Origin of the sequence: Brevibacterium daeguense (assembly GCF_021729135.1) — a bacterium.
GTDB classification, from domain to species: Bacteria; Actinomycetota; Actinomycetes; order Actinomycetales; family Brevibacteriaceae; genus Brevibacterium; species Brevibacterium daeguense.
In genome coordinates this window covers 191520-215037 of the sequence record NZ_JAJTWW010000004.1, presented here as the reverse complement: position 1 = coordinate 215037, position 23518 = coordinate 191520, and the positions used below count along the sequence as shown (strand labels likewise).

The following is a 23518-nucleotide window of genomic DNA, read 5'->3' as shown; positions in this document are numbered from 1 at the left end:
CGGCGGGCGGCAGACCCGGCCAAAGCAGCTGTCGGCATCCCCGAACCAAGCAACGTGCATACCCGCCTCGGTCCCCGAGCCCGCCGGGGAGGTCTGCTCGGCGTTCGGCTAACCGTGGCGTCGTGCGCCGACCTGTCGAAATTCTGCGGCTACCGCCTCGAGTGCCGTCAGGCGGATTTTGTAGCGGAATGTCGCGAGTCCGTGCTCGTGCACAGGGTCCTCGTGCACATGACCCGCTGGTCGCTCTCGTTCGTCGAGAATTGTTCTCGGCTGCTCAGCTGCGGCTGATCGTGAAGTCGAGCGGCCGGAAGTCACCGGGTCGGCACAGCAGGTTGTAGTCGCCGAACCTTGGCACCGGAATCGGTTCGTCGTCCCACGCTTCCGGGGCGTTTCCTTCAATGTCCTGGATCGGGCCCTTGTCGATGCTCGCCCTGAGTAGCCAGGTCCCGACGGACTCGGGGCGGTTCCGGTTGAATTCGAACTTGCTGGTGCTGGTGGACTCGGGGTAGGGGACGTCGAAGAAGATCATGCTGTACAGCCACAGCTCCTCCCGCTGCGGGAGGACAAGCCGGTACCCGAACGTCGATTCCGGGTTCCTCTCCTCATCCAGGTGGTAGACCGACACGTGATCGAAGCCGAGGTTGAGCTTCACGACGCACCGTTCGATCCCGTTGAAGAGCAGGACAGCGGTGTACGGCTGGTTCGCCTCATGCAGCTGACGCGCGTGATCCTCCGAGTACAGTTCCGCGTACTTCTTTCGGAGCAGGCTCCACCCGCGGGTGTAGACGATGTCAGGCGAGGTCAATTCAGCACATTCCCTTCTGCGTCTCGGATCGTGACGTTGAGGCGGTCGGCCTCATCGAGGACCGATTGCGGCACAGGCCCATTCTGCACCGGAACCTCAAGCACGAGATCACCGTCGAGCTGCCCACCGGCGAGGCCGGCCTCCCGCGTCGACGGAATGTCAGGGATCTCCGTCCCGGGGCCGTACTTCCCGGCCAGCTGCCGGAGCGCCTGCCTGGCTTCGGATGCGTTGGCCAGCTGCAGACTGGGTTTGAGCTCAATGATCTCGGAACCAGGGAAGTACCCGTCCACTCGGTTGTAGACGATCTGTCCGTTCTCACCTCGGGCGAGGACCGGGTTTCCGCTCGCGTCGCGGATGGGCATCCCGTCGGGCCCGAGCTCGTACCGCGGCACGCGTACCTCCGTGTAGCCGCCCTGAGCCAGGATCTCCGACTGACGTTGAGTGTGCTGGACGTTGCCGCGGAAGAAGTGGAAGTGCTCGACCTGCCCCTGTCGGAAGAAGAGGCTGTCGCCCCGGTAGTCGATGATTCTCCCGGGAACTCCGTCGAAGTCGGCATTGTCGGCGTTGCGCAGCGCGCGTTCGATCTCGGCGATCTCCTCAGCAGTGAAGTCCTTCTTGAGGTCGGTCAGGTTGCCGATCTTCCTGACCCATTTGCCGCCGACGGCGAACCATCCGGCGATGGGAACGGCACCCGCTGCGGACAGGCCGGCGTCGACGTAGTTGCCCTCGGCCGTGTACCAGCCGGCGTTGATCCCATCTGCCCACTCGCCAAGGCCGGGCACCAGGCCGACGAGATCGAGCAGGAAATGCCCGAGCCCGGACCAGAAGCCCGCGCTCTCCCGCTGCTCGGCCTCCTCCTGCAGGGAGGAGATCTCTTCCGCGATGTCGAGCGAGACCGTCGAACCGCCCTCGTACGGCGTCGCAGCGGCCTGAAGTGCGGCGGCCAGTGCTCCTGACGTCTGTTCGTCCCAGCCGCGGGAGAATGCGTAACGGAGGTGATCACCGAGCTCGATGGTCTCACCGTCGATCTCCACGCTTGCGGTCCGGCTGGGGTCGAAGACCGTCTGGGCGGCCTCGGGGTTGAGCGCAAGCGCTGCGGTGATCCCGGCCAGCGGATCGGTGAAGGCGAATCCCTGTGCTTCGCCGGGTGCGAAGACGGGTGCCTGAGCGTTGAAGGCGTCGTCGCCGCGCTTGACCTCGATCGCCATCACGGTGTCATAGGACCGGGTCAGGAAGTCGGTGTCGAAGTCGCCTCGCGACATGACCAGCGCCAGGGCGGCCGGAACCGGCGCGGCAAGCTCGCTCGACTCGGGATCGAGCGCCGACATCCACTCATCCGTGAAGGCACTGGGCAGCCTGAGATCGCCCGTGCCTCTGGTGGCCAGCCCGAACGCCTGCCCGAGCGCCGTCAGCTGTGCCTCGTAGTTCCGGCCCATCTCCTCGGGAAAGCCCTCGTAGTAGTAGTCACCGGACCACGCGAGGATGTAGTGGGACAGTTCCTCCGGGCTGACTGCCTCCGCGAGCGCGTGGGCGAAGTACGGATCGTTCGCGTTCTCCGCCAGCAGCTGGGTGAGCTCCTCGTTGTCTGGACTGAATTCCTCCGACCCGGCGACCTGGTTCATCAGATCGGCAGCGCGCTGCGCGTCCTCCGCAGCCTCCTCCGGAGTCTTCTGGGAGACGAGTGACTCGTCGATCTCGACGGTGAACATTCCGGGAACCTGGGCCTCGATCGCCTCCGCGAGCGCGAGGCGCCGCTTGAGTCCCGGAAGCTGATCTTCCAGCCGCTCGACGACCGCCACATAGTCGCTGGTGGCTGGGACATCGACGTCGAGTTCCACGAGCTCGTCGTTGAGGTTTCCGAAGGTCTCGTAGATTCCGATCCCGGCGTTCTCGATCAGGTTGATCATCTCTGCGAAGCCCGGGATGTAGATGCTCGCCATCGCCACGTCCGATCACCTCCCCCAGTTCGCTCTGGGATCGGTCTCCTCCACCTCGTGCGGCTCCAGGCCGGCACGCTCACTCACCCGGTCGATGCGTTCGTCGACCCCGGCGGTGAGCTCCGACTTCCGGCCATGGCTTTCGGATCGGAATTGGTCTGACTCACCGCCGAGCCAGACTCCCTCGTCAAACTTGGCAAGAATTCTCTCGACATCACCCAGCGCCCAAGGATGGTACTTCTCCAGCTCGCGGGCGGCATCCTCCAGCGCCTGATGGTACTGATTCGGCACAAGCGCCATCTCGAGTCTCCTGGTCGGGGAAAGCTGTCGGAGCAGCGTCGACCCAGTCACGCTATCCGAGGGCGATCAGTGCACTCAATTCCCCCGGAGTGAACACTTGGCAACGCCAGCGGCACACGGACTCTTCCGCCGCCGCTGCGACGTCGACGCCGCTCCGCTCCCGCTGGACAGATCCCTGGACTTCTGGAGAATACGCTTGTATTCTTTTTCCATACACTCGTATCTGTGGAGGAGTGCCAATGCTTCGTTTGCTGGAACTGATCGGGCTCGTTGCCCCGGTCGTCGGCGGTGTGCTGCTGTTCCGCTACCGCGGGCGATCCGGTGCGGCGTTCGGGTGGGGCATGGCTGCGTGCGTGCTCGGTCTGCTCTCCTCGGGAATCGGCCTCTCCGGCCAGCGCCTCAGCATTGTCGCCGCTTTCCTGGCCGGCGACGGCACCGCCGGCGTTCTCGAACTCATGGACGGCTGGGCGCTTCTGCGCTTCGCCCTGCTGTTCACCGCAGGTCTGCTCTTGGTGGTCGCGGCGCTCGTCGACCGCCGGGGAGCGGCACCGCTCTGGTGGCTGATCCCCGGCGCTCTGCTGGTGGTCGCGGGAGTCGGACTCCATTTCGTGCACGTGGATCTGGGTGCCGATCACGAAAGGCTCACCGCGATCGCGACGGTCCTGCTGGAGATCCTCGAGAACGGGACGCTCGGGCTCGGGTTCCTCGTGCTCTGCTGCGCGGCGGTGGCCCACCGCGAAGGGAATGACGCACTCCCGGAGCCCGCAGTGCTCGCCCGCAGTGCAGGTGCCACAATCTGGCAGGTCTATCGCGGAACGCAGGGAGGACCGAGACGATGAGCGCCGGCACGCGGGATTCGATCGTGCGCGCCATGATCGAGATCATCGCCGCACAGGGCTTCGAAGGACTGAGCGTGCGCGGCGTTGCGGCTGACGCGGGCGTGTCGGCGGGTGCCGTGCAGCACCACTTCCCAACGAGAGAGGCGATGCTGGGGGCCGCGATGTCGGCCATCACTGACCTGGCGAGTACCCGTGGCTCGGATCTGGAGGACATCGCAGAACCGGTCGAGCGGCTCCACGCGCTCGTCGATCTGCTTGTGCCGGGGAGCCCCTCGGACAGGGTCGCGCGGGTGTGGCTGGCCTTCGCCGCTCGCGCCGCCGTCGACGGCCCGACGGGAAGCGAATACGCTCGGCTCTGGTCCCGGATCCGGGTGCAGCTGAGGCTGCTGATCGCAGCCGCTGGCGGCAATGCGGGCACCGTCGAGAGGGCATCCCGGGAACTCCTCGCCCTGCTGGACGGCCTCGCACTGAGCGTCGTGGCCGAGCGCCAGGAGCCGGGCGCGGCACGCGAGATCGCGCACAGAAGAGTCGACGAGATAGTCGGCCACCAAGGGCAGACAGGAGGCCGACGTACTCAATGAGCACCCCGACCACCGAATACCTCCTTCCCGTGCCCGGCGGGCATCTCTTCGTCGAGGAGACTGGAGACGGCCCGCCCCTCGTGCTGCTCCATGGCGGCGCGCTCGATCGACGGATGTGGTCCGCGCAGATCCGCCCGCTCGCCGCAGCGGGCTACCGGGTCGCGGCAGCTGACGCACGCGGCCACGGGCAATCGTCCTTGCCGACGGTGCCGTTCCGGCAGTGCGACGACGTCGCAGCCCTCGTGCAAGCCCTCGGCGCCGGTCCGGCAGTTCTCATCGGCCTGTCGATGGGCGGTGGAGCCGCAGTGGACACCGCCCTCGAACATCCCGAGGCGGTCCGGGCCGTTGTCACCGTCGGCAGCGGGACGAACGAGCCGGCTTTCACCGATCCCTTCGCTTTGGACGTGCTGGCTGCGCAGCAGGAGGCGGCCGGCCTCGGGGACATGGACGCGTGGATCGACGCATTCCTCAGGTTCGCCGCCGGCCCGCACCGGGAGCTCGACGAGGTCGACCCCGACGTCGTCCGGCGGCTTGGCGAGATGGCGCGGGAGACCCTGATCAGCCACATTCGGCCCGAGGCGGTGCAGCCGGAGCACGTGCCCGATTCCTGGGACCGCCTCGCAGAGATCGCCGTGCCCGTGCTTGCCGTGCTCGGGGAGCTCGATGTCTCCGACCATCTGATGATGGGCCGCCGGCTGGCGGCCTCCGTGCCCGACGGCCGGGAAGTGCTGATCGCCGAGGCTGCGCACTACCCGCCCATGGAGCGACCCGAGGCGTTCAACCAGATGCTGCTCGAATTCCTGGAGTCTCTTGCGTGACGGGCGGCCACCTGTCAGCCGTTGGAGAGAACCAGGAGACAGGGGCCGGGCAGCGCCGTCGCCCCAGCTTGCCGGCCTCGGCGGCTACTCGGTCGGGCGGGCGCCGAAGACGCTGGAGCCGATGCGCACCATCGTCGCACCCTCCTCGATCGCCAGCTCATAGTCGCTGCTCATCCCCATCGACAGCTCGCACATCGACTCGTCGATGAGTCCCTGCTCCAGGCAGCGATCCTTGACCGCGACGAGATCCTGGTAGCTGGGTCGGATCTCCTCATCCGACTTCCCCGGCAGGCCGATGGTCATGAACCCGCGCATCTTCATCCGATCGAATTCGCGCATGGCGCCGACGAACTCCCAAACCTCCTCGGGAGCAATCCCGAACTTCGTGTCCTCCCGAGAGGTGTTCACCTGAACGAAATACTCGACAGTCTGGTCCTCGGCCTCAAGGCGCCGCTGAATCTTCTCGGCGAGCGGAATGTTGTCGATCGACTGGATGCACGAGGCCACGCGGAGAGCGTGATTGACCTTGTTCTTCTGCAGCGGCCCGATGAGGTGCGTCTCGTGCGGGATGTCGGCGAGCGCCTCGGCCTTCCCGGTCAGCTCCTGGACGCGGTTCTCGCCGACCAGCGTGAAGCCGTGCTCGAGCGCCACCCGGATCTTCTCCACCGGCTGCATCTTCGTCGCCAGCAGGATGGAGACGGAGTCAGCCGGACGTCCGGACTTCTCGGCAGCTGCGGCGGCGCGCGAGGCGACCTCGTCCAATCGGTCGCGGATCGCCTGCGCGTCCTCGGGGGTGATCGTGGATTCGGGATGGAGAGACTCGGACATGGACCAATCGTCTCACCGGGCCTTCTGGATGGCGAGGGGAGGTGCCGCTGCCGAGGCACCACGCAGGTGGCGCCGATGACGCGAGGTTACCGATCTCAGGCCCGTGTCAGGGCCTCGTGCCATCATGGGCACATGACTGAACCGACCGTCCGAAACTCCGTGAAGATCCGCGCGCCCGAACTCGTCGGCCGGCGGTGGATGAACACCGGCGGCAAGGACCTCACTCTCGCGGACCTGCGTGGGAAGGTCGTCCTCCTCGACTTCTGGACGTTCTGCTGCATCAACTGCCTGCACGTCCTCGACGAGCTCCGGCCCATCGAGGAGAAGTACGCCGACGAGCTCGTGATCATCGGCGTGCATTCGCCCAAGTTCGAGTTCGAACGCACTGTCGAAGCCGTTGACAAGGCCGTGGAGCGGTACCAGGTGGAGCACATCGTGCTCGACGACCCGGATCTCGTGACCTGGCAGGCCTACACTGCTCGCGCATGGCCCACTCTCGTGGTCATCGACCCGGAAGGCTACGTGGTCGCGTCGATGTCCGGCGAGGGACACTCGGCCGGGCTCGGCGCGCTGATCGAGGAGCTGATCGACGAGCATTCCGCCAAGGGCACTCTGCACAGCGGCGACGGTCCGTATGTGCCACCGGAGCCGGTGGAGACAGAGCTCTTCTTCCCCGGCAAGCTGCTGCGTCTGAGCAACGACAACATCCTTGTCGCGGACTCGGGTCACCACAGCATCGTCGAGTACGACGCAGCGGGAAGCACTGTCCTTCGGCGCATCGGTTCCGGGGAGCGCGGCTTCGAGGACGGGAGCCTCTCGACCGCCCGCTTCGCCGAACCGGGCGGCCTGGTCGAGCTGCCCCTCGACGTCGTCGAGCAGGTCGGCTATCACGTGGTTGCGGCGGACACCGTCAATCACGCGCTTCGGGGGATCAACCTGGAGACCGGGGACGTGACGACTGTTGCGGGCACCGGTGAGCAGCACATGGTCGGTGCCATCGACAACATCGTCGGGGAGCACCGGCAGACGGGCCGCTACGACGGCCCCGCTCGCGCCGTCAAGCTTTCGAGCCCGTGGGATCTCGAATACTCCGCGCAGACCGGCGAGGTGATCGTGGCGATGGCCGGGAACCACACCATCTGGGCATTCAACCCCGTTGCCGGCACCATCCGCCTGCTGTCGGGAACGATGAACGAGGGCCTCGTCGACGGCGACGGTGAAACCGCCTGGTACGCACAGACCTCGGGGCTCGACAGCGCCTCGGATGGCGGCATCTGGATCGCGGACGCGGAGACTTCGGCGGTGCGCAAGCTCGATCCGCGAACCGGCACCGTTGAGACGCTTGTGGGTGAGGGGCTCTACGACTTCGGCTTCCGGGACGGAAGCGCGGAAGAGGCCCGTTTCCAGCACCCGCTGGGTGTGGCGGAGCTGCCCGACGGCTCGGTCGCGGTGGCAGATACCTACAACGGAGCCATTCGTCGGTTCGACCCGGGCACCAGCTCCGTGAGCACGCTTGCCCGGGGCCTCAACGAACCCTCCGACATCCTCGTCGTCGCTCCGGTCGGCGGTGACGCACCCCATCTGCTGATCGCCGAATCCGGTGCCCACCAGCTCACGCGCGTGAGTGTTCCCAAGGAGGCTCAGCAGGTCGACGAGGGCGCACTCACCAGCAGCAGGCCTCCCACGGAGATCGGATCGGGGCCGATCGAGGTGTCGGTCGCGTTCACTGTTCCGCCCGGGCAGAAGCTCGACGACCGGTGGGGTGACCCGACTTATCTGCAGGTGTCGTCCACGCCGCCCGAGCTCATCACGTCCGGCGACGGCGGAGCCGAGGGAATGAACCGCACGATCGAACTCGATCCGAGCATCGATGAGGGTGTCCTGCACGTGACCGTGCGGGCTGCTGCCTGTGACGGGGAGCCAGGGGGTGAGATCCCGCTGCACGCGGCGTGCCACCTGTATCAGCAGGATTGGGGCATCCCGGTCAGCATCGTCGACGGTGGGGAGAACGCTCTCAACCTCGACCTGCGCGGAGTCTGAAGCGCTCCTGTCCACTCAGGGCCCGAAGCACTTCTGACCAGTCAGCCCAGCAGCTGGCCGGGTTCGTGGGGCTGCACCGTCACGGCGCCGTCGGTCACTCGCACTGACGCTGAGAGCTCCACGCTGAGTCGTTCGGTGAAATCCGATTCGTAAGCGGTCACGATGTCGCGGTAGCGCCCCGTGATCTCGAGCTCCGCCTCGGTCTCCGTGACGACCAGCTCAGAGCCCTCGCTGCTGAGCTTCACCTCCGGATAGCGCACCACTCGCCAGGACACATCGCCGAGGATCTGGTGGTTCGTCTCGTAGCCGAAGGTGCACCCCGCAGGCAACAGAGTCTTTGCCTCAGCGCAGGTGTCGAGTTGGGCATTCACCTGCCGCTGGACCTCCTGCCGCAGCTCTTCGGTGGGAGCGGGGTGAAGGGTGACCTCCGCGACAGCGCCAGGGTTCAGAAGTTCGGTGCGCGTGATCTCTGATCTCAGGTAGTCCGCGTTGAATCCCACGTCGTACGCCACGGGGAACAGGACGGGGATCGGCCCCCGGTCGACCGGAGCGCTGACCCCGTTGATCTGGGCGCTCTGGGAGCCGCGAACGTTGAGCGAGATGCGCGGCCATTCGTCGATTCGGATCAGCCAGCGGTCGTAGAGTCCGAACGCCGACCCCGCCTTCACCAGGGAGAACTCGGACTCGTGGGAGGAGTTCCCCAAGTTGTACCGTGCGGTGACAGTTGCAGTGCTGTCCTCGACCTCGGAATCGACGATGTCGATCTGGTGGGGCAGCGACGGGGCGTTGGCGAGCACCTGGGCGTCGAGGGCGTCGGTGGTCGCGGTCTCCGGGGCTGCCAGCAGCCCCAGGGCGCGGGCTGCATCACCATTCTCGACTGCGCTCAGGTACCTGGACACGGTGCGGGCGGGGGAGTAGACCAGGACGTTGAGGAGCGGAACCGACGCGACTGTCAGAACCACGACCAGGGCCGCAGCGAAGAAGAGCCGAACCGCCCGATCACCGAGGACGAACACTCGCCGCCCACGGGGTTCTTCCGGGGACGAAGTCGAACGCCTCATCTGAGCGCCTCCCCCGATTCGCCGTACCCATCCGTCTGTGACCCGATGCGGGTCGTCGGGCCCGGGCCCGGTTCTCAGTGCCGAGCGCAGGCCGCTGTCAGTGTACTGACGGTATCAGTGCGCTCATCCAGACGATGCTCGGGTCACTCGCGGTCGATGGGGTAGGCGTGCATGCGGGCAGTGTCGACTTCCACATAGAGGCGCGCGCCGACCTTCACCCGTGAGAGCTGCTCGCCCACAGTCTGACCGAGGGCCGGGTGCAGGACGCCCCATTCGGGCGCAGTGCCGGACGTCGCAGCCGCATCAGGCGGTTCGTCTTCTGAGACTCCGGCCGGTTCGCTTCCTGCGGCGCCCACAGCACCCGCCGCACCGGTCGGTCCGCTTCCCGCGGCAGTGGTCGCGCGGTCCACCGTGAAGTCCAGCAGGTCGGCGGTCATGGCGAGACCCACTTCGGTGTCGGCGGGCGAGAGCACGACCTGGACCGTGCGGCGGGTGTCGCGGATTCCGACGACCACCGCCTCGAACACCGAGTCCGACGTGAATGTCGGATCGAATTCGTCGAAGGAGAGATGAGCGGCATTCGTCGGGATGGTGACGTACACCTTGCCGTCGAGCTCCGTACGTGCACGTACCTTCGAGTGGCCGATCGACAGCCAGTTCCGGCGCGCGAGGCCGGAGAACACATTGACCCCGGCCATGCCGGCCGCCAGATTGCTGCGCGGCTCTCGCAGCAGGTCCCCGAACGCTCCCACGTCGGCGACCTGGCCCTTCTCCAGCATCACGGCCGTGCCACCGATGACCGCCGCGTCGACAGGACTGTCGGTGGCCAGGATCAGTCCGCGTCCGAACTCCGAACAGGCTTCGAGCAGTCTTCCTCGGATACCTGCTCGAGCCTGTCCGGAAACCCCGGAGAACGGCTCGTCGAGGACCAGCCACTGCCCGGCACTCGCGAAGGCCAGCGCGATGCGCAGGCGAGCGCGCGCCTCGGCATCCAGCTCGGCGACCCGAGCGCGGGCCGTGCGTGCCGGCGAGAAGCTGAAGTATTCCAGCGCCTTCTCGACGGCAACAGCGCCTGTCGGCGCACCACCGGCCGCCCGCTCGATGCGCCGGGCGAGGCGCCCCACTGTCAGCCGCCGCTCCTGCGGGACCTCCGCCGTCGCGGCTCCCGGCAGCGCGGCGATGCCCTGGAGGGCACTGCGGACGTCCTCGCGCTGTCCCATGAGGACAAGGCGGTCGAGCGGATCCAGTGACGGCAGACCAGCGGACGCACCAGAAATCCGGACCCCGTTGAGATCAAGGGTCCGGATTTCAGGAGGTGGAGCAGGCGTCATGGAGGTCAGCGTACTAGCAGCGTTCTTCGGCTGAACCTCAGACGTTTGCGGCGTCGTCGGACGCGGCGGCGCGACGGCGAGTGATGACCACTGCAGCGGCGCCGACCACGAGCAGTCCGGCGCCGAGGGCCAGGCCGGTCATCTCGGAACCGGTGCGGGGGAGTGCGGTGGCGGACTCGGAGCTGTCGCTTCCACCTGATCCGTTTCCACCCGACCCGCTGTTGCCGGAGTTCCCGTTCTGCCCGGCGGATCCGCCGCCGGCGGCCTCATCGCCGACCGAGGTGCCGTTGGTGACCACGGTGAAGGAGCCGCCCTGCGGATCCGCGGACTCGGACTCGACGGTGACGCGGTACTCGCCGAGCACCGGATCGGTTGCAGCGTGCACCCCGAAGTCCACGTTGCCCTCGTCGTCGGCGTTCTTCTCGGTCGTGAAGCGCTTGACCTTGCCCTGAGCGTGTTCCACGGTGACGGTCACGCGTTCACCCTCCGCAAAGCCGGAGCCGGAGATGATGACGCCTTCTTCGCTGTCGGCGAACTCGGCGGAGGAGATCTCGGTCGGGCTGATGCGGATCGTCGCAGCCATCGCGGTGACGACGTCGTCCGAGGCGCCGGCACCGGGGGTGCTCTCGGTGGCGGTGGACTCGGGGTCCGACGAAGCCGGGTCCGACGCCTCCGGAGTCTCGGTCTCGGTATCGGTCGCGGTGGGGGCGGGTGTGCCGGTATCCGACTCGGTCGGGGCGGGCGTCTGATCGGGGGCAGAGGTCTCGGTCTCGGGCTCCTCTGCTGCAGGCACCGGCTGAGTGTCGTCGTTGTCCTGCGGCTGCTCCGCACCCTCGGCGGGCTCCGTGGTCTCCTCAGCAGGCTCCGTGGTCTCCTCGGCCGGCTCCTGGGTCTCCTCGGTCGCCGACTCGGTCGGCTCCGCAGTCGGCTCCTCGGTCTCCTCCGGCGCCGCGGCCTCCTCGGTCTCCGTCTCAGCCGGGGTCGGCGTTTCGGTCGGGGTCTCGGACGGCGTGGCGTCCTCGGACGCGGTCTCCTCCGGAGCAGAGGTGGACGGCGCCGGGGCTGGGGTCGTGCATTCGGTGTCCGCGGGCAGCGGCGCCTGCGTCTCATCGGTCTGCTCGACGACCGAGAAGGAGACCTTCGAGGACTCCTTCTTCGTGGTCACGTCGGTGAGGAAGAGCTGGTACTCACCGGTCGGGACCTTGGCCCCGTCCGAGGTGGTGAAGAAGTAGACGCCGTTGACCTCGCCGTCCTCATTGACCGTGAGCTCGACCTTGGGCGTGTACTCCCTCCCGTCGGTGCCGATGACCGTCACGGTGGCCTTCGAGTCAGGGGTGAAGCCCTCTCCCGAGAACCGGATGCCGGTCTCGGGATCGGCGATGTCGGTCTGCGAGACCTCGGCGGCTGCAACGGTCGCCTCGGGTGCATCGGGGGCGGGCGCCTCGACCGGTGAACCGGGGGCGCACTCGGCGGGCGCCGTCGACTCGGAGGGCGGAGCAGTCGTGGTCGCACCAGCGGGAACGGCTAACAAGCCCGTAACCGCGGCGGCTACTGCGGGGGCAAGAACAAGACTCTTCGCAGAGGTCTTCACAGTGTGGCCTTTCGGTTGTGGCGTTTTCGTCCACGCAAAGGCGACAGCGTATTCCCGGCGTTCCTTAGGCTAAGGGGGAAGGCACCATCGGCGCGGGCGTTTCACGGACCACTCTAGAGCATTTTCCAAAGAAGGAAGCGAAACTCGTACGCTTCCTTCGGGCAACCGTGATCGGATCGTTGCACGAAAGGGATGGACAGGCCGTAGATTGGCCCTGTGAGTCTGCTTTCCGACCGTGACATCCGCGCCCAGATCGACGCCGGCAGGATCTGCCTGGACCCGTTCGATCCCACGCTGATCCAGCCTGCCAGCGTCGACGTGCGCCTCGACCGGTTCTTCCGGCTGTTCGACAACCACAAGTACTCGGTGATCGACCCGGCACAGCACCAGCCGGAACTCACCCGTCTGGTGGAGACCGAACCCGACGCCCCCTTCGTCCTCCATCCGGGGGAGTTCGTCCTGGCCTCGACGCTGGAGTTCATCACCCTGCCCGACGATGTCGCGGCTCGCCTGGAGGGGAAGTCCTCCCTCGGGCGCCTCGGGCTGCTCACCCATTCGACCGCCGGGTTCATCGATCCAGGCTTCACCGGCCATGTCACCCTGGAGCTGTCCAACGTCGCCACCCTGCCGATCACGCTGTGGCCGGGCATGAAGATCGGCCAGTTCTGCTTCTTCGAGCTGTCCTCGGCCGCTGACCGGCCCTACGGCTCGGACCCGCAGACGGGCAACCGCTATCAGGGTCAGCGCGGACCCACGGCCTCGCTCGCCCACGTCAACTTCCGCAAGGGCCTGCACTGATGCCCGGTGCCCACGACTCCCGTGATCCGCGCTCGACCGAGTCCCTCGCCGCGCGGCACCTCCTGCTGCTCGACGAGGACCTGGAGGCCACCGACGTCATCGCGCTGGTGAGCAACCACTATCCGAAGCTGCCGGAGCCGGTCAGCATCGCTCCGGCCCATCCGCAGCTCGGCCCCGAGGTCCTCGAATGGCGGCTGACCCGGCACTCCCGCCTCCATGGGCCGATGTTCGTCCCGGGCGCCGCCCGCGTCGACCTCGGCCTGCCGGACTGGGCGACCCGCGTGTTCTCACTCGTGTGTCCGCGGGACCGGGAGCCGGCACCGCCGCCGGCCTGGTTCGCCGACCCCGACGGGCTGCACGAGTTCTTCCCCGAAGGCCTGCCCAACCGCGAGGAGGGTCGCTCGCTCGATCTGCTCATCGCCCTGGCCCGCCGCCTGCACCTCACCGTCCGCCTGGCCGACGAGCCGGTGGACCCGCTGGCCCTGACCTCGCCGGCCGCCTCCCGGTCGGCCCTCGAAGCCGCCGCCGAGGCGCCCGCCCGGCTTCTCACCCCCGACCCGGCCGCCCATGTCGACATCTTCGTCTACTCCCCGTACTGGCTGGAGCCGGACGTGCTGCTCGAGCGGATGCACGCCGTCGACTCCTCCGCCGCCGAGCCCGCCCCGATCAGCCCGGAGCAGCTCGAACGAGTCGCCCACCTCATCGACCCGTCGGAGCAGGCGTCGCGGGACGGCTACTCCGTCGAGGTGCCGCTGCGCACCCTGGGGCCGCGCGCCGGGCTGATCGAGATCGGCGTGATCCTCGAAGAGGTGCTGCCGCGCGCTGTGGCCCGCATCTCCGAGGGCCCGCTCGTCCTGTATCACCTGCGCTGGATCGATTCGGAGCAGCAGCGCTACCTGCCCGAGCTCGACGATGAGCTCGCCCGGATCCGGGTCGCCGCCGGGCTGCGGCTCGAGCGCCTCGCCGGCGAGGTGGTGAGGCTGACCTCCGGAACCGCGGTGGACGAGGACGGCTTCCTCGTCAGTCCGCACCAGCTCGGCTGAGACGCGGCCGGCGCTGAGGGCTCGCGCGCGCGTAGCCAATCTCAGGGAGCGAAGCAACTTCGTGTTCCTCGGCCCCGTGTGAAAAAATGACCGACAGCGTACTCGCGGGGCTGAGGGGTGAACGATGACGGTGATGGTGAGCGCGTTCTTCGTCGCTGCACTGCTCGTCTCCCCGCTGTTCCGCCTCCTCGGTCGCAATGCGTTCCTCGTGCTGGCACTGGTGCCCGCCGCGGCATTCGTCATGTCACTGGTGCAGATTCCCCACCTGCTCTCCGGTGATCCGCCGTGGATCGAGCACTTCAGCTGGCTTCCCGCCCTGAACATGCAGGTCGTCTTCCTGATGGACCCGCTGGCCTGGGTGATGACCCTGCTGGTCGCCGGGGTCGGCGCCTTCATCTTCATCTACTGTGCGCGCTACTTCGACGACGACGAGCCGCGCCTGGTCCGCTTCGCCGGCGTCCTGATGGGCTTCGCCGGGATGATGTACGGCCTCGTCCTCGCCGACGAGATGCTCACCCTCTTCATCTTCTGGGAGGGCACCACGGTGTTCTCCTACCTCCTCATCGGCCAGTACAACTCGCGCCAGCAGTCGCGGCGGGCCGCTCTGCAGTCGCTCGTCGTCACCACCTTCGGCGGCCTGGCGATGCTCGTGGGCATGATCATGCTCAGCGAGGTGATGGGCACCGGACGGATCTCCGCGATCGTCGACGCAGGATTCTCCGCCGGACCGGACCAGGCGTTCGTCATCGTCGCGGTGATGCTGATCCTCGTGGGCGCCGTGTCCAAGTCGGCACTCATCCCGTTCCACTTCTGGCTTCCGGGGGCGATGGCCGCACCCACGCCCGTCAGCGCCTACCTGCACGCTGCGGCGATGGTCAAGGCGGGCATCTACCTGGTCTTCCGCATGGCTCCCGGGTTCCACACCATGCCCGGCTGGACCGCAGTGCTGCTCACCCTGGGAATCGCGACCATGCTGGTCGGCGGCTGGCAGGCGCTGCGCCAGTTCGACCTCAAGCTCGTCCTCGCCTACGGCACGGTGTCGCAGCTGGGCTTCCTCACCATCGTCGGCACCTTCGGCACCCGTGACGTCACCCAGGCCGCGCTCACCCTGCTGCTTGCGCACGCCCTGTTCAAGTCGGCGCTGTTCCTCATCGTCGGCATCATCGACCACCGCGCAGGCACCCGCGATCTGCGCAAGCTCTCCGGTTACGGTCGGCGATCACCGATCCTCCTCGTCACCGCGATCATCGCGGCGGCATCGATGGCCGGCATTCCGCCCACCCTCGGGTTCGTCGCCAAGGAAGCGGTCTACACCACGCTGCTCGAGGACGGCACGAAGTCCGGCATCGTCGCGCTGATCGGAGTCTTCCTCGGCTCGGTCTTCACCGTGGCGTACTCCGCGCGGTTCGTCTGGGGCGCCTTCGCCGTCAAGCCCGGCGTCGAGCCGCTGAAGAGGGCGCGCGAGAGCTCCCTGTTCAAGTCGGCTCCGGTCATCCTCACGGCCTTCACGCTGCTGTGCGGTCTGGGTGCGAATCTGCTGGATCCGGTGTTCGCCGCCTGGACGTCCGGACTCCCCTCCGAGGGTGGAGAGCCGTACCACATCGCGCTGTGGCACGGTCTCGAACCGGCGCTGCTGCTGTCTGCGCTCACCATCGCGCTGGGCCTGACGATGTTCTGGTTCGGCCGCCAGGTGAGCGCCTTCCAAGCGGAGATGCCGGCCGGGATCAACTTCCACAACGCATACCGGCGCACGATCACCGGCCTTGAATCGCTTGCCGCCTACGTCACGGCTCGCACCCAGCGCGGCTCGATGCCCTTCTACCAGGGCGTGATCTACGTGGTGTTCATCGGCACCCTGGCGACGGCCCTGCTGCTCAACGAGACGTGGCCGAGCGACATCGACTTCGTGCAGGGCTGGCCCCAGATCCTCGTCGCGGTGTGCATGATCCTCGCCTCGCTCGCCGCCACTCGGGCGGACAAGCGGTTCGCCGCGGTCGTGATCGTCGGCATCGCCGGCTACTCGATGGTCGTGTTCTTCGCGATCCAGGGCGCACCGGACCTCGCGCTGACGCAGATGCTCGTCGAGACGATCACGATCGTCGTCTTCATCCTCGTGCTGCGGCGCCTGCCGTCGCGGATGGGGCAGGCGCAGAGCCGTCTGACTCCTGCTCTGCGCGGAGTGATCGCGGTGCTGTTCGGCATCATCATGATGATCGTCGCTTTCGTCGCCCTGGGCGCCCGCGTCGCCGAGCCCGTCTCCGAACTGTTCCCGTTCCTCGCCTACGAGTACGGCCATGGCCAGAACGTCGTCAACGTGACCCTCGTCGACATCCGCGTCTGGGACACGGTCGGCGAGCTCTCCGTCGTCGTGGTGGCCGCCACCGGCGTCGCGAGCCTGATCTTCGTCCGCGGCCGCGAAGGCGTGCTCCCGCGGTACGACATGCAGCGGCCGGGCGGCCTGTCCCGCTTCCAGCCGGTCGAGGACGAGTTCCACACCCCGCTGCGCGTCGTGGAGCCGAATTCCGACTCCGAGCACGGACGCAACGCGTGGCTGCTTGCCGGCCGGACGCTGTCCCCCTCCAACCGGTCGATCCTCCTTGAGGTTCTCGTGCGGATTCTCTTCCACGTGATCCTCGTCTTCTCGGTCTACCTGCTGTTCGCCGGGCACAACCTGCCCGGCGGCGGGTTCGCCGCCGGCCTGGTCGCGGGGCTGGCCCTCATCGCCCGGTACCTCGCCGGTGGCAGGTACGAGCTGGCGGAGGCCGCTCCGATCGATGCCGGACGGGTGCTGGGCGTCGGCATCGCGCTCGCGGCCGGCACCGGCATCGGCGGCTACATCTGGGGGGACACGATCTTCCGATCCGAGTACTGGTCGGCGGAGGTGCCCATCCTCGGCGACCTGTCGTTCGGCACTTCGACGGTCTTCGACATCGGCGTGTACCTGGTCGTCATCGGGCTGATGCTCGACATCCTGCGCAGTCTCGGCGCCGAGGTCGACCGGCACCAGGAAGCCGACCAGGAGCGGCTGGCGGAGACGCTCATCTCGGATACGTCCTTCGAGGGGCCGGACTCCCGTCAGCTGCACGCCATCCTGGGCCGGATGGATGATGTCGAAGTCGATGGCCGGGCTGGAGGAAGTCGACTGTGACGACGTCATTCGTGATGCTGCTGGCGATGGGCGTGATGTTCGCCTGCGGTCTCTACCTCATGCTCGATCGCTCGCTCACCCGCGTGCTCCTGGGCTTCCTGCTGATGGGCAACGCCACCAACATCCTCATCATGCTGACCGCCGGAGGTCCCGGGAGACCGCCGATCACCGACGGGGAGAACCTGTCGGCCGAGGGCATGAATGATCCGCTGCCCCACGCTCTGATCCTGACGGCCATCGTGATCACCTTCTCGCTGTCCGCGTTCCTGCTCGCGATGATCTACCGGTCGTGGCGACTGGTGCGCAACGAGAACCTTGAGGACGACATCGAGGACGCCAAGATCGCGCTGACCAAGTACCGCAGCACCGGCGAGGAAGCCGGCACCAGCGGAGAGTACGACGACACCGAGTTCGGCGACGAGGCCCAGACCCCCATCCCGGGGGCGCTCGACCTCGATGAGGACGGGTCCCCGCGAGAGCGCCTGCGGGGCGCGGGCGACGGGTTCGGCGAAGCGGTGCCCGAGAACCCGACCGACCACGCGGAGAAGGAGAACATGACGCCGGAGGAGCTCGACCGCCACGATGAGGAGGGAGGCCGCTGATGCTCGCCGCACTGGTACCGCTGCCGGTCATCCTGCCGCTCCTCGGTGCGGGCATCGCGCTGATGCTCCCGGGCCGTCGTCGGCTGCAGACCGCGGTCACGGTGATCACCCTGGTCGTCGTGCTCATCATCAGCCTCGCTCTGCTGTTCGGCGTGGACGCGCTCGGCACTCAGGTGGTGGCCGTCGGCGGCTGGGATCTGCCGTACGGCATCGCGCTCGTCGCCGATCGTCTGAGCGCGCTGATGCTTGTCGTATCCTCGATCGTCACCCTGCTCGTGCTCATCAACGCGGTGGGCCAGGAGATGGCCGACACCGCGAACGAGACGCCGGTCAGCGTGTTCAACCCGACGTATCTGATCCTGTGCGCGGGCGTCGCCAATGCCTTTCTCGCGGGCGACCTGTTCAACCTGTACGTCGGCTTCGAGATGCTGCTCGGCGCCTCGTACGTGCTGCTCACCCTGGGGTCGACCGCGGAGCGGATCCGCGCCGGGGTCACCTACGTCGTGATCTCGCTGGTGTCGTCGCTGATCTTCCTGATGGCGATCGGCTTCATCCTCGCCGCGACGGGCACGGTCAACATCGCGCAGCTGTCCTCGCGGCTGGCTGAGCTGCCGCCGGACATCCAGCTCATCCTGCACGTCGCCCTGCTCATCGGCTTCGGCATCAAGGCGGCGGTGTTCCCGCTGTCGTTCTGGCTGCCGGACTCCTATCCCACCGCGCCGGCACCGGTGACCGCGGTGTTCGCGGGTCTGCTCACGAAGGTCGGGATCTACGCGATCATCCGGACGGAGACGGTGATCTTCTCCGAGTCGGATCTGCGCATCCCGCTGCTCGTCGTGGCCGGACTGACCCTGCTGGTGGGAATCCTCGGGGCGATAGCGCAGACGGAGATCAAGCGGCTGCTGTCGTTCACTCTCGTGTCCCACATCGGCTACATGCTGTTCGGCGTAGCCATGGGGACCGTGGAGGGTCTGACGGCGGCGATCTTCTACACCGCCCACCACATCGTCGTCCAGACCGCGCTCTTCCTGGCCATCGGCCTGGTCGAGCAGCGGGCGGGCGTGACTTCGATGCGCCGGCTCGGCGGCATCGCGGTGCTGGCTCCCGGACTGTCGCTGCTGTTCTTCATCCCCGCGCTCAACCTCGCGGGCATCCCACCGTTCTCCGGCTTCATCGGCAAGGTCGCGCTGTTCCAGTCGGGCTTCGAGACCGGCGACTGGCTGATCTATGTGCTCATCGGGGCGGGAGCGCTCACGTCCCTGCTGACCCTCTACGTCATCGGCAAGGCGTGGAACCTGGCGTTCTGGCGAGACCCGGACGACGTCGAGGAGCCCACCGCCGAGCTCGTGGAGGAGTTCGAGGAGCGCCGCGAGGCGCTGGCCGCGGGGAAGGCGTGGAAGGCGAAGCCGTCGGTGCCGCGCACCATGTCACTGTCGGCTGGAGCGATGGTGGGTGTCAGCGTCTTCGTGACGGTCTTCGCAGGACCGCTGTGGGACGTCAGCTCCCGGGCGGGGGAGAACCTGCGCAGCCCGCAGACCTACGTCAATGAGGTCATCGGCCACGGAGACGGTTCATGATCAAGAAGAAGACTCGTCGCCCGCTGTGGCAGATCGCCCTGCCGATCCTGCTGCTCACCGCGGTGTGGATCATGCTCTGGGACGACCTCAGCGTGCTCAACATCCTCACCGGCGTGCTGCTGGCGCTGTTCGTCACCCGGTTCTTCTACCTGCCGCCGGTGGAGCTGTCGCGGCGCTTCAACATCTTCTGGGCGGCGGTGTTCCTCGGGTGGTTCACCGCCTCGATGATCAGCGCGTCGCTCCACGTCGCCTGGCTGGCGGTGCGCCCGAAGGGCGTCAGCGCCGGCAGCGTGATCTCGGTCGAGCTCCACACCCGCTCCGACCTGCTCATCACCATGGTGTCCACGGTGATCGGCCTGATCCCCGGCTCGATCGTGATCGAGGCCGACCGCGCGCACTCGGTGATCTTCGTCCACGTGCTCGACTGCTCGACGGATGACGAGGTCGAAGCCGCGAAGTCCCAGGTCTACCGCATCGAGAACCTGCTCATCCGCGCGCTCGGCTCGGCCCACGACATCACCACGCTCAACACCTGGCGCAAGGAGCTGGGGATGCCGCCGGTTCTGCCGACGCGTGAGCTGCAGAGGAAGGAGAGCAGACGATGAATGGACTGTCCGACGAACTGCTCATCGATCCCGCGATCCTGCGCATCGCCGCCCCGATCCTGCTCGTGATCTTCCTGGCCACATTGGTCATCGTGGTGATCAAGCTGATCCGCGGACCTTCGATCCTCGACCGCATGATCGCCAACGACGTGTTCCTCGCCACGCTGCTGTGCGGACTCGGAGCCTTCATCGCGGCCACCGGCCGCGTCGACCTGCTCCCGGTCCTGCTCGCCGTCGCAGCCCTCGGCTTCGTCGGCTCGGTGAGCGTGTCGCGCTATGTGTCCCGCTCGGACACCTCGTCGCCGGTGGTCGGGGAGACCCGCAGCATGGCCCAGGCCCACACCCTGTCGATGGCCCAGCGCCGCGATCAGGAGGAGGCGCAGCGGCAGCGCTCCTCGCGTGCCGGAAGCGCTGACGGCCCCGACGACGCCGAGGCGGGCCGTCCCGCGGGTGCCGAAACGGTGGGACCGCTGTTCGCCGAGGAGCAGGAGCAGTCGTGATCGCCGACATCTTCTCGATCGTGTTCATGATCGGCGGCGCGCTGCTGTCCCTGGCCGCATCGATCGGCCTGCTGCGGTTCCCCGACCTGATGAGCCGCCTGCACGCCGGATCGAAGCCGCAGATCTTCGGCCTGCTGCTGATGATGCTCGCGATCGCGATCCAGATTCCGCAATGGGGTCCGATCACCACGGTGTTCCTCGTCATGACCTTCCAGATGATGACGTCCCCGATCGGCACCCATATGGTGGGACGCGCCGGGTACCGCACCAAGCGGCTCCGGCGCTCGATGCTGTACCAGGACGAGCTGGCCGATGCCGTCGCCCGAGCCGAGCTGCGAGACTCCTCCCACCGCAGCAGTCGCACACTGCCGAAGGACCGTTCGTGACCACACCTCCTGCCCGAACCGAGAAGCCCCTGGTCCTCGTCGCCGACGACGAGCCCGATGTCCTCGCCGCTGTGGTGCCGTTCCTGGAGCGCTCCGGGTTCCGGGTGCTCAGTGCCCCGGACGGCCGGCTCGCCCTCGACGAGATCCACCGGCATAGCCCGGACGTCTGCGTGCTCGACGTCCTGATGCCCGGAGCCGACGGCCGGGAAGTGCTGCGCACGCTGCGCCGCGAGGAGAACTGGGTGCCCGTGCTGCTGCTGACCCAGGTCGGCGAAGCCGTCGAGCGGGCCATGGCGCTCGAAGAGGGCGCCGACGACTACCTCAACAAGCCCTTCGATCCCCACGAGCTCGTCGCCCGGATCCGCGCGGTGCTGCGCCGAACGCGCAGCGACGGTCCGCCGCTGGCCAACGCCCCCGTGCTGCACTCGACCTTCGGACTCACCCTGGACCGGGTGGGCAGGCGCGCGTGGATCCGGGACCGCAGCCTGGTCATCACTCCGAAGGGCCTGACGCTGCTGGAGTACCTCATGGTCCACCAGGACGAGCTCATCGAGCGCAGCCGCCTGCTCGAAGTGCTGTGGGGATTCGACGACGCCGTCGGCACCCGTGCCGTGGACTCCCGAGTGGCGGAGCTGCGCCGAGTGCTCGGCGAGGACGCCTCGGAGCCCAGGTGGATCGCCACCGTGCAGGGGCGCGGGTACCGCTTCATCGCACAGGTCACCGGGGCGAATGAGCTGGGACCGCGATGAGTGCATTCCTCGTCGTCGAGATCCGCATCTGGCTGCTCCTTCTCCTGCTGCTGGTCCTCGCCGGGCTCGGCGTGGGTGCGTGGTTCCTGTTCCGGCGCTGGCTGCGCAGGCGCGATGACCGGCTCGCTCAGCAGCACCGTCAGGCGGTCGAGCGCGACGCCCTGACCCGCCGCAACCGGATGCTCATCCGCCTCGACCACGAGCTCAAGAATCCGCTGACCGCGCTGCGCACCTCGGTGGCGACGGTGCGCGAGATGGTCCGCGACGAGCGCCCGGATCCCGAAGAGATCACGCCGGTGGTCAGGCAGATCGACACGTCGGCCCGCAGGGTGGCCCGCCTGCTGGCCGACCTGCGCAAGCTCGCCGACGTCGAGTCCCGCACCATCGAGTTCGCCCGCGTCGACATGGACCGCCTGATCCACCAGGCCGTCGAGGATGCGCGCACCGCACCCGGTGCCGAGGACCGGATGATCGTGGCGACGGTCGCCCGCGCCCCCTGGCGGCTGCCGGACGTCGCCGGCGAGGAGGACCTGCTGCTGTCGGCGATCCTCAACCTGCTCGGCAACGCGATCAAGTACTCCTCCGACACGGACGTCGTGGAACTCCGCGCGAACGAGCAGATCATCGACAACCACCGCTGGGTCGTCGTCGAGGTCGCCGACACGGGATCGGGAATCCCGGCGGATGAGCAGGATGCCGTGTGGGAGGAGCTCTCCCGCGGCAAGCGCGTCCGCTCCGTCGCAGGCTCAGGCATGGGGCTGTCCCTCGTCCGCTCGATCATCGCCCGCCACGGCGGTTCGGTCGAGCTGTTCAGCCAGGAGGGCGTGGGCACTTCCGTGCGGCTGGTGCTGCCGGTGCTCGGCGATGCCCAGGTTCCCGCCCAGCCCTCGGGCTGGGACGGTGCCGGGGCGGTGGCGTCCTCGCGACCGGTCCAGCCGTTCCACGACAGCAGCAGGCGCGGCGGCGGCGGCTTCCTCCCGCCTCGACAGCCCTCGGAGGCCGAGCTGCAGGGCAGACTCCTCGGCACTCCCCGCCGCACCTCGAAACGGCGGCTGCAGAGGGTGGGCGGCGAGCTGCGCGACGCGACCACCGGCGAGGCGTTCGGCGAGGTGCCGTTCGACTCCGGCCCCTACCAGCATTTCAAGCCACCCCAGCAGCCACCCCGGCCGCCGTCGGCCCCGCTGCCGCAGCTTCCGCAGACTCCGCCCCGGTCGATTCCGCAGGCCCCTCAGCAGCCCCCGAACGCCGGAGGCGAACAGCGATGAGAAGTCCGCTGCTGACCGCCGGCGCTGTCGCAGCGACGGCGGTGCTGCTGAGCGGCTGCGGTGCTCTCCAGGTGCGCACCGCGGAGGGGCCCGGCGCCCCGATCGGCGTCGGCGTGGCTCCGACCGCCGGACCGACCCCCACTCCGACGGAGACGGGCCCGCAGCTGCCCCAGGGCTACACGGAGCACCGGATCGACTTCGGAGGCGAATGCCCGATCCCGGTCGTGATCGCAGTCCCCGAGGACTGGGAGGCGACCCTGAAGCCGGGCGCGTTCCAGCAGCTGCTGCCGCAGGACCAGTCCCTGGGGCGCGAGGGCCCGACCATCAACGTCAACTGTCGCGAGGCGTTCCTCGACAAGACGGCGATCGACCTGGTCAACAGCCAGGAGCGGTTCTCCTTCACGGAGCCCGGTTCCGAGATCGTCGCCGAGCGCAAGGGTCAGCTCGGCAACGGCTACTCCTGGGGCTTCCAGGCCGAACTGGCACCCACCGAGATCCTCGCCGGAGGACACCCGCAGGTGATGTACGGTGCGGAGATCGGCTACAGCTATGAGGGCAAGCTCTACCAGGTCTCGTACCATGCCTCATCGCTGCGGGAGGATGCCGAGGGCCTGGCGATGCTGCGGGACGCGGCCGACCATGTGGAAGTGGACGGCCTCCCGGTGACGATGCCCCGGTGGGTGGTCTGAGGCGCCCAGAGGCTGCCGATGCGCC

General features: G+C 67.7%; 22 protein-coding genes. 15 read left to right on the top strand and 7 right to left on the bottom strand.

Annotated elements, in window-relative coordinates; genetic code table 11:
* Positions 1–274: 274 nt before the first annotated feature.
* From LXN01_RS05810 to LXN01_RS05800, 3 genes are read right to left on the bottom strand one after another with little or no spacing between them, the layout of a single operon-like run.
* On the bottom strand, positions 275–805 hold the full coding sequence (locus LXN01_RS05810) for a hypothetical protein (protein ID WP_236863661.1): 531 nt from the start codon (positions 803–805) through the stop codon (positions 275–277).
* Positions 802–2751 carry a DUF6571 family protein gene (locus tag LXN01_RS05805; protein WP_236863660.1) on the bottom strand — a complete coding sequence of 650 codons (1950 nt, stop codon included), beginning with the start codon at positions 2749–2751 and terminating at the stop codon, positions 802–804. The genes LXN01_RS05810 and LXN01_RS05805 overlap by 4 nt, the downstream gene beginning before the upstream one ends.
* Before the next feature lie 6 nt (positions 2752–2757).
* Positions 2758–3042, bottom strand: a complete 285-nt coding sequence (locus LXN01_RS05800) for a hypothetical protein (protein WP_236863659.1) — start codon at positions 3040–3042, stop codon at positions 2758–2760.
* 239 nt (positions 3043–3281) lie between these two features.
* On the opposite strand from LXN01_RS05800, the gene LXN01_RS05795 reads away from it, so the two are divergent.
* Genes LXN01_RS05795 through LXN01_RS05785 form a run of 3 tightly spaced genes read left to right on the top strand, consistent with a single transcriptional unit; the run spans position 3282 to position 5280 of the window.
* Positions 3282–3881, top strand: coding sequence for a hypothetical protein (locus LXN01_RS05795; protein ID WP_236863657.1), 600 nt, complete (start codon positions 3282–3284; stop codon positions 3879–3881).
* Positions 3878–4462 (top strand): TetR/AcrR family transcriptional regulator, encoded by a 585-nt coding sequence (locus LXN01_RS05790; protein ID WP_236863656.1) that lies wholly within the window; start codon positions 3878–3880, stop codon positions 4460–4462. Before LXN01_RS05795 ends, LXN01_RS05790 begins: the two co-directional genes overlap by 4 nt.
* A complete protein-coding gene (locus LXN01_RS05785) occupies positions 4459–5280 on the top strand; it encodes an alpha/beta fold hydrolase (protein WP_236863655.1) in 822 nt (273 codons plus the stop codon). Before LXN01_RS05790 ends, LXN01_RS05785 begins: the two co-directional genes overlap by 4 nt.
* Positions 5281–5364: 84 nt before the next feature.
* Here the strand turns inward: LXN01_RS05785 and LXN01_RS05780 are convergent, their stop codons facing one another.
* Entirely contained in the window at positions 5365–6108 is a 744-nt protein-coding gene (locus tag LXN01_RS05780) for a YggS family pyridoxal phosphate-dependent enzyme (RefSeq protein ID WP_236863653.1), read from the bottom strand.
* A gap of 132 nt (positions 6109–6240) precedes the next feature.
* Between LXN01_RS05780 and LXN01_RS05775 the strand changes: the two genes are divergently transcribed.
* Positions 6241–8148: an NHL domain-containing thioredoxin family protein gene (locus LXN01_RS05775; protein ID WP_236863651.1), complete on the top strand. Its 1908-nt coding sequence runs from the start codon at positions 6241–6243 to the stop codon at positions 8146–8148.
* A gap of 41 nt (positions 8149–8189) precedes the next feature.
* On the opposite strand, the gene LXN01_RS05770 is transcribed toward LXN01_RS05775, so the two are convergent.
* The 3 genes from LXN01_RS05770 to LXN01_RS05760 all read right to left on the bottom strand — a co-directional run bounded on the left by LXN01_RS05770 (position 8190) and on the right by LXN01_RS05760 (position 12071).
* Positions 8190–9209, bottom strand: coding sequence for a hypothetical protein (locus tag LXN01_RS05770; RefSeq protein ID WP_236863650.1), 1020 nt, complete (start codon positions 9207–9209; stop codon positions 8190–8192).
* Positions 9210–9352: 143 nt separating this feature from the next.
* Positions 9353–10429, bottom strand: a complete 1077-nt coding sequence (locus tag LXN01_RS05765; protein ID WP_236863646.1) for an ATP-binding cassette domain-containing protein — start codon at positions 10427–10429, stop codon at positions 9353–9355.
* Positions 10430–10577: 148 nt separating this feature from the next.
* Positions 10578–12071, bottom strand: a complete 1494-nt coding sequence (locus tag LXN01_RS05760) for an LPXTG cell wall anchor domain-containing protein (RefSeq protein ID WP_236863645.1) — start codon at positions 12069–12071, stop codon at positions 10578–10580.
* 276 nt (positions 12072–12347) lie between these two features.
* Here LXN01_RS05760 and dcd point away from each other — a divergent pair, with 276 nt between their 5' ends.
* The 11 genes from dcd (at position 12348) to LXN01_RS05705 (ending at position 23493) form a co-directional block, all read left to right on the top strand.
* Entirely contained in the window at positions 12348–12929 is a 582-nt protein-coding gene (gene dcd / locus LXN01_RS05755) for a dCTP deaminase (protein ID WP_236863644.1), read from the top strand.
* The gene (locus LXN01_RS05750; RefSeq protein WP_236863640.1) at positions 12929–13972 is read left to right on the top strand and encodes a hypothetical protein; all 1044 of its coding nucleotides are present in this window, start codon (positions 12929–12931) and stop codon (positions 13970–13972) included. The genes dcd and LXN01_RS05750 overlap by 1 nt, the downstream gene beginning before the upstream one ends.
* 124 nt (positions 13973–14096) lie before the next feature.
* Positions 14097–17120, top strand: coding sequence for a Na+/H+ antiporter subunit A (locus LXN01_RS05745; protein ID WP_236863639.1), 3024 nt, complete (start codon positions 14097–14099; stop codon positions 17118–17120).
* Complete coding sequence (locus LXN01_RS05740; RefSeq protein WP_236863637.1) at positions 17117–17722, top strand: Na(+)/H(+) antiporter subunit C; 606 nt, start codon at positions 17117–17119, stop codon at positions 17720–17722. Before LXN01_RS05745 ends, LXN01_RS05740 begins: the two co-directional genes overlap by 4 nt.
* Positions 17722–19299, top strand: coding sequence for a Na+/H+ antiporter subunit D (locus LXN01_RS05735; protein ID WP_236863635.1), 1578 nt, complete (start codon positions 17722–17724; stop codon positions 19297–19299). Before LXN01_RS05740 ends, LXN01_RS05735 begins: the two co-directional genes overlap by 1 nt.
* The gene (locus LXN01_RS05730) at positions 19296–19904 is read left to right on the top strand and encodes a Na+/H+ antiporter subunit E (protein WP_236863633.1); all 609 of its coding nucleotides are present in this window, start codon (positions 19296–19298) and stop codon (positions 19902–19904) included. The genes LXN01_RS05735 and LXN01_RS05730 overlap by 4 nt, the downstream gene beginning before the upstream one ends.
* Entirely contained in the window at positions 19901–20404 is a 504-nt protein-coding gene (locus LXN01_RS05725) for an MrpF/PhaF family protein (protein ID WP_236863631.1), read from the top strand. The genes LXN01_RS05730 and LXN01_RS05725 overlap by 4 nt, the downstream gene beginning before the upstream one ends.
* A complete protein-coding gene (mnhG, locus tag LXN01_RS05720) occupies positions 20401–20790 on the top strand; it encodes a monovalent cation/H(+) antiporter subunit G (RefSeq protein ID WP_236863629.1) in 390 nt (129 codons plus the stop codon). Before LXN01_RS05725 ends, mnhG begins: the two co-directional genes overlap by 4 nt.
* Positions 20787–21539, top strand: a complete 753-nt coding sequence (locus LXN01_RS05715; RefSeq protein ID WP_236863628.1) for a response regulator transcription factor — start codon at positions 20787–20789, stop codon at positions 21537–21539. The genes mnhG and LXN01_RS05715 overlap by 4 nt, the downstream gene beginning before the upstream one ends.
* The gene (locus tag LXN01_RS05710) at positions 21536–22804 is read left to right on the top strand and encodes a sensor histidine kinase (protein ID WP_236863626.1); all 1269 of its coding nucleotides are present in this window, start codon (positions 21536–21538) and stop codon (positions 22802–22804) included. The genes LXN01_RS05715 and LXN01_RS05710 overlap by 4 nt, the downstream gene beginning before the upstream one ends.
* A complete protein-coding gene (locus LXN01_RS05705) occupies positions 22801–23493 on the top strand; it encodes a hypothetical protein (protein ID WP_236863624.1) in 693 nt (230 codons plus the stop codon). The genes LXN01_RS05710 and LXN01_RS05705 overlap by 4 nt, the downstream gene beginning before the upstream one ends.
* Positions 23494–23518 lie beyond the last annotated feature (25 nt).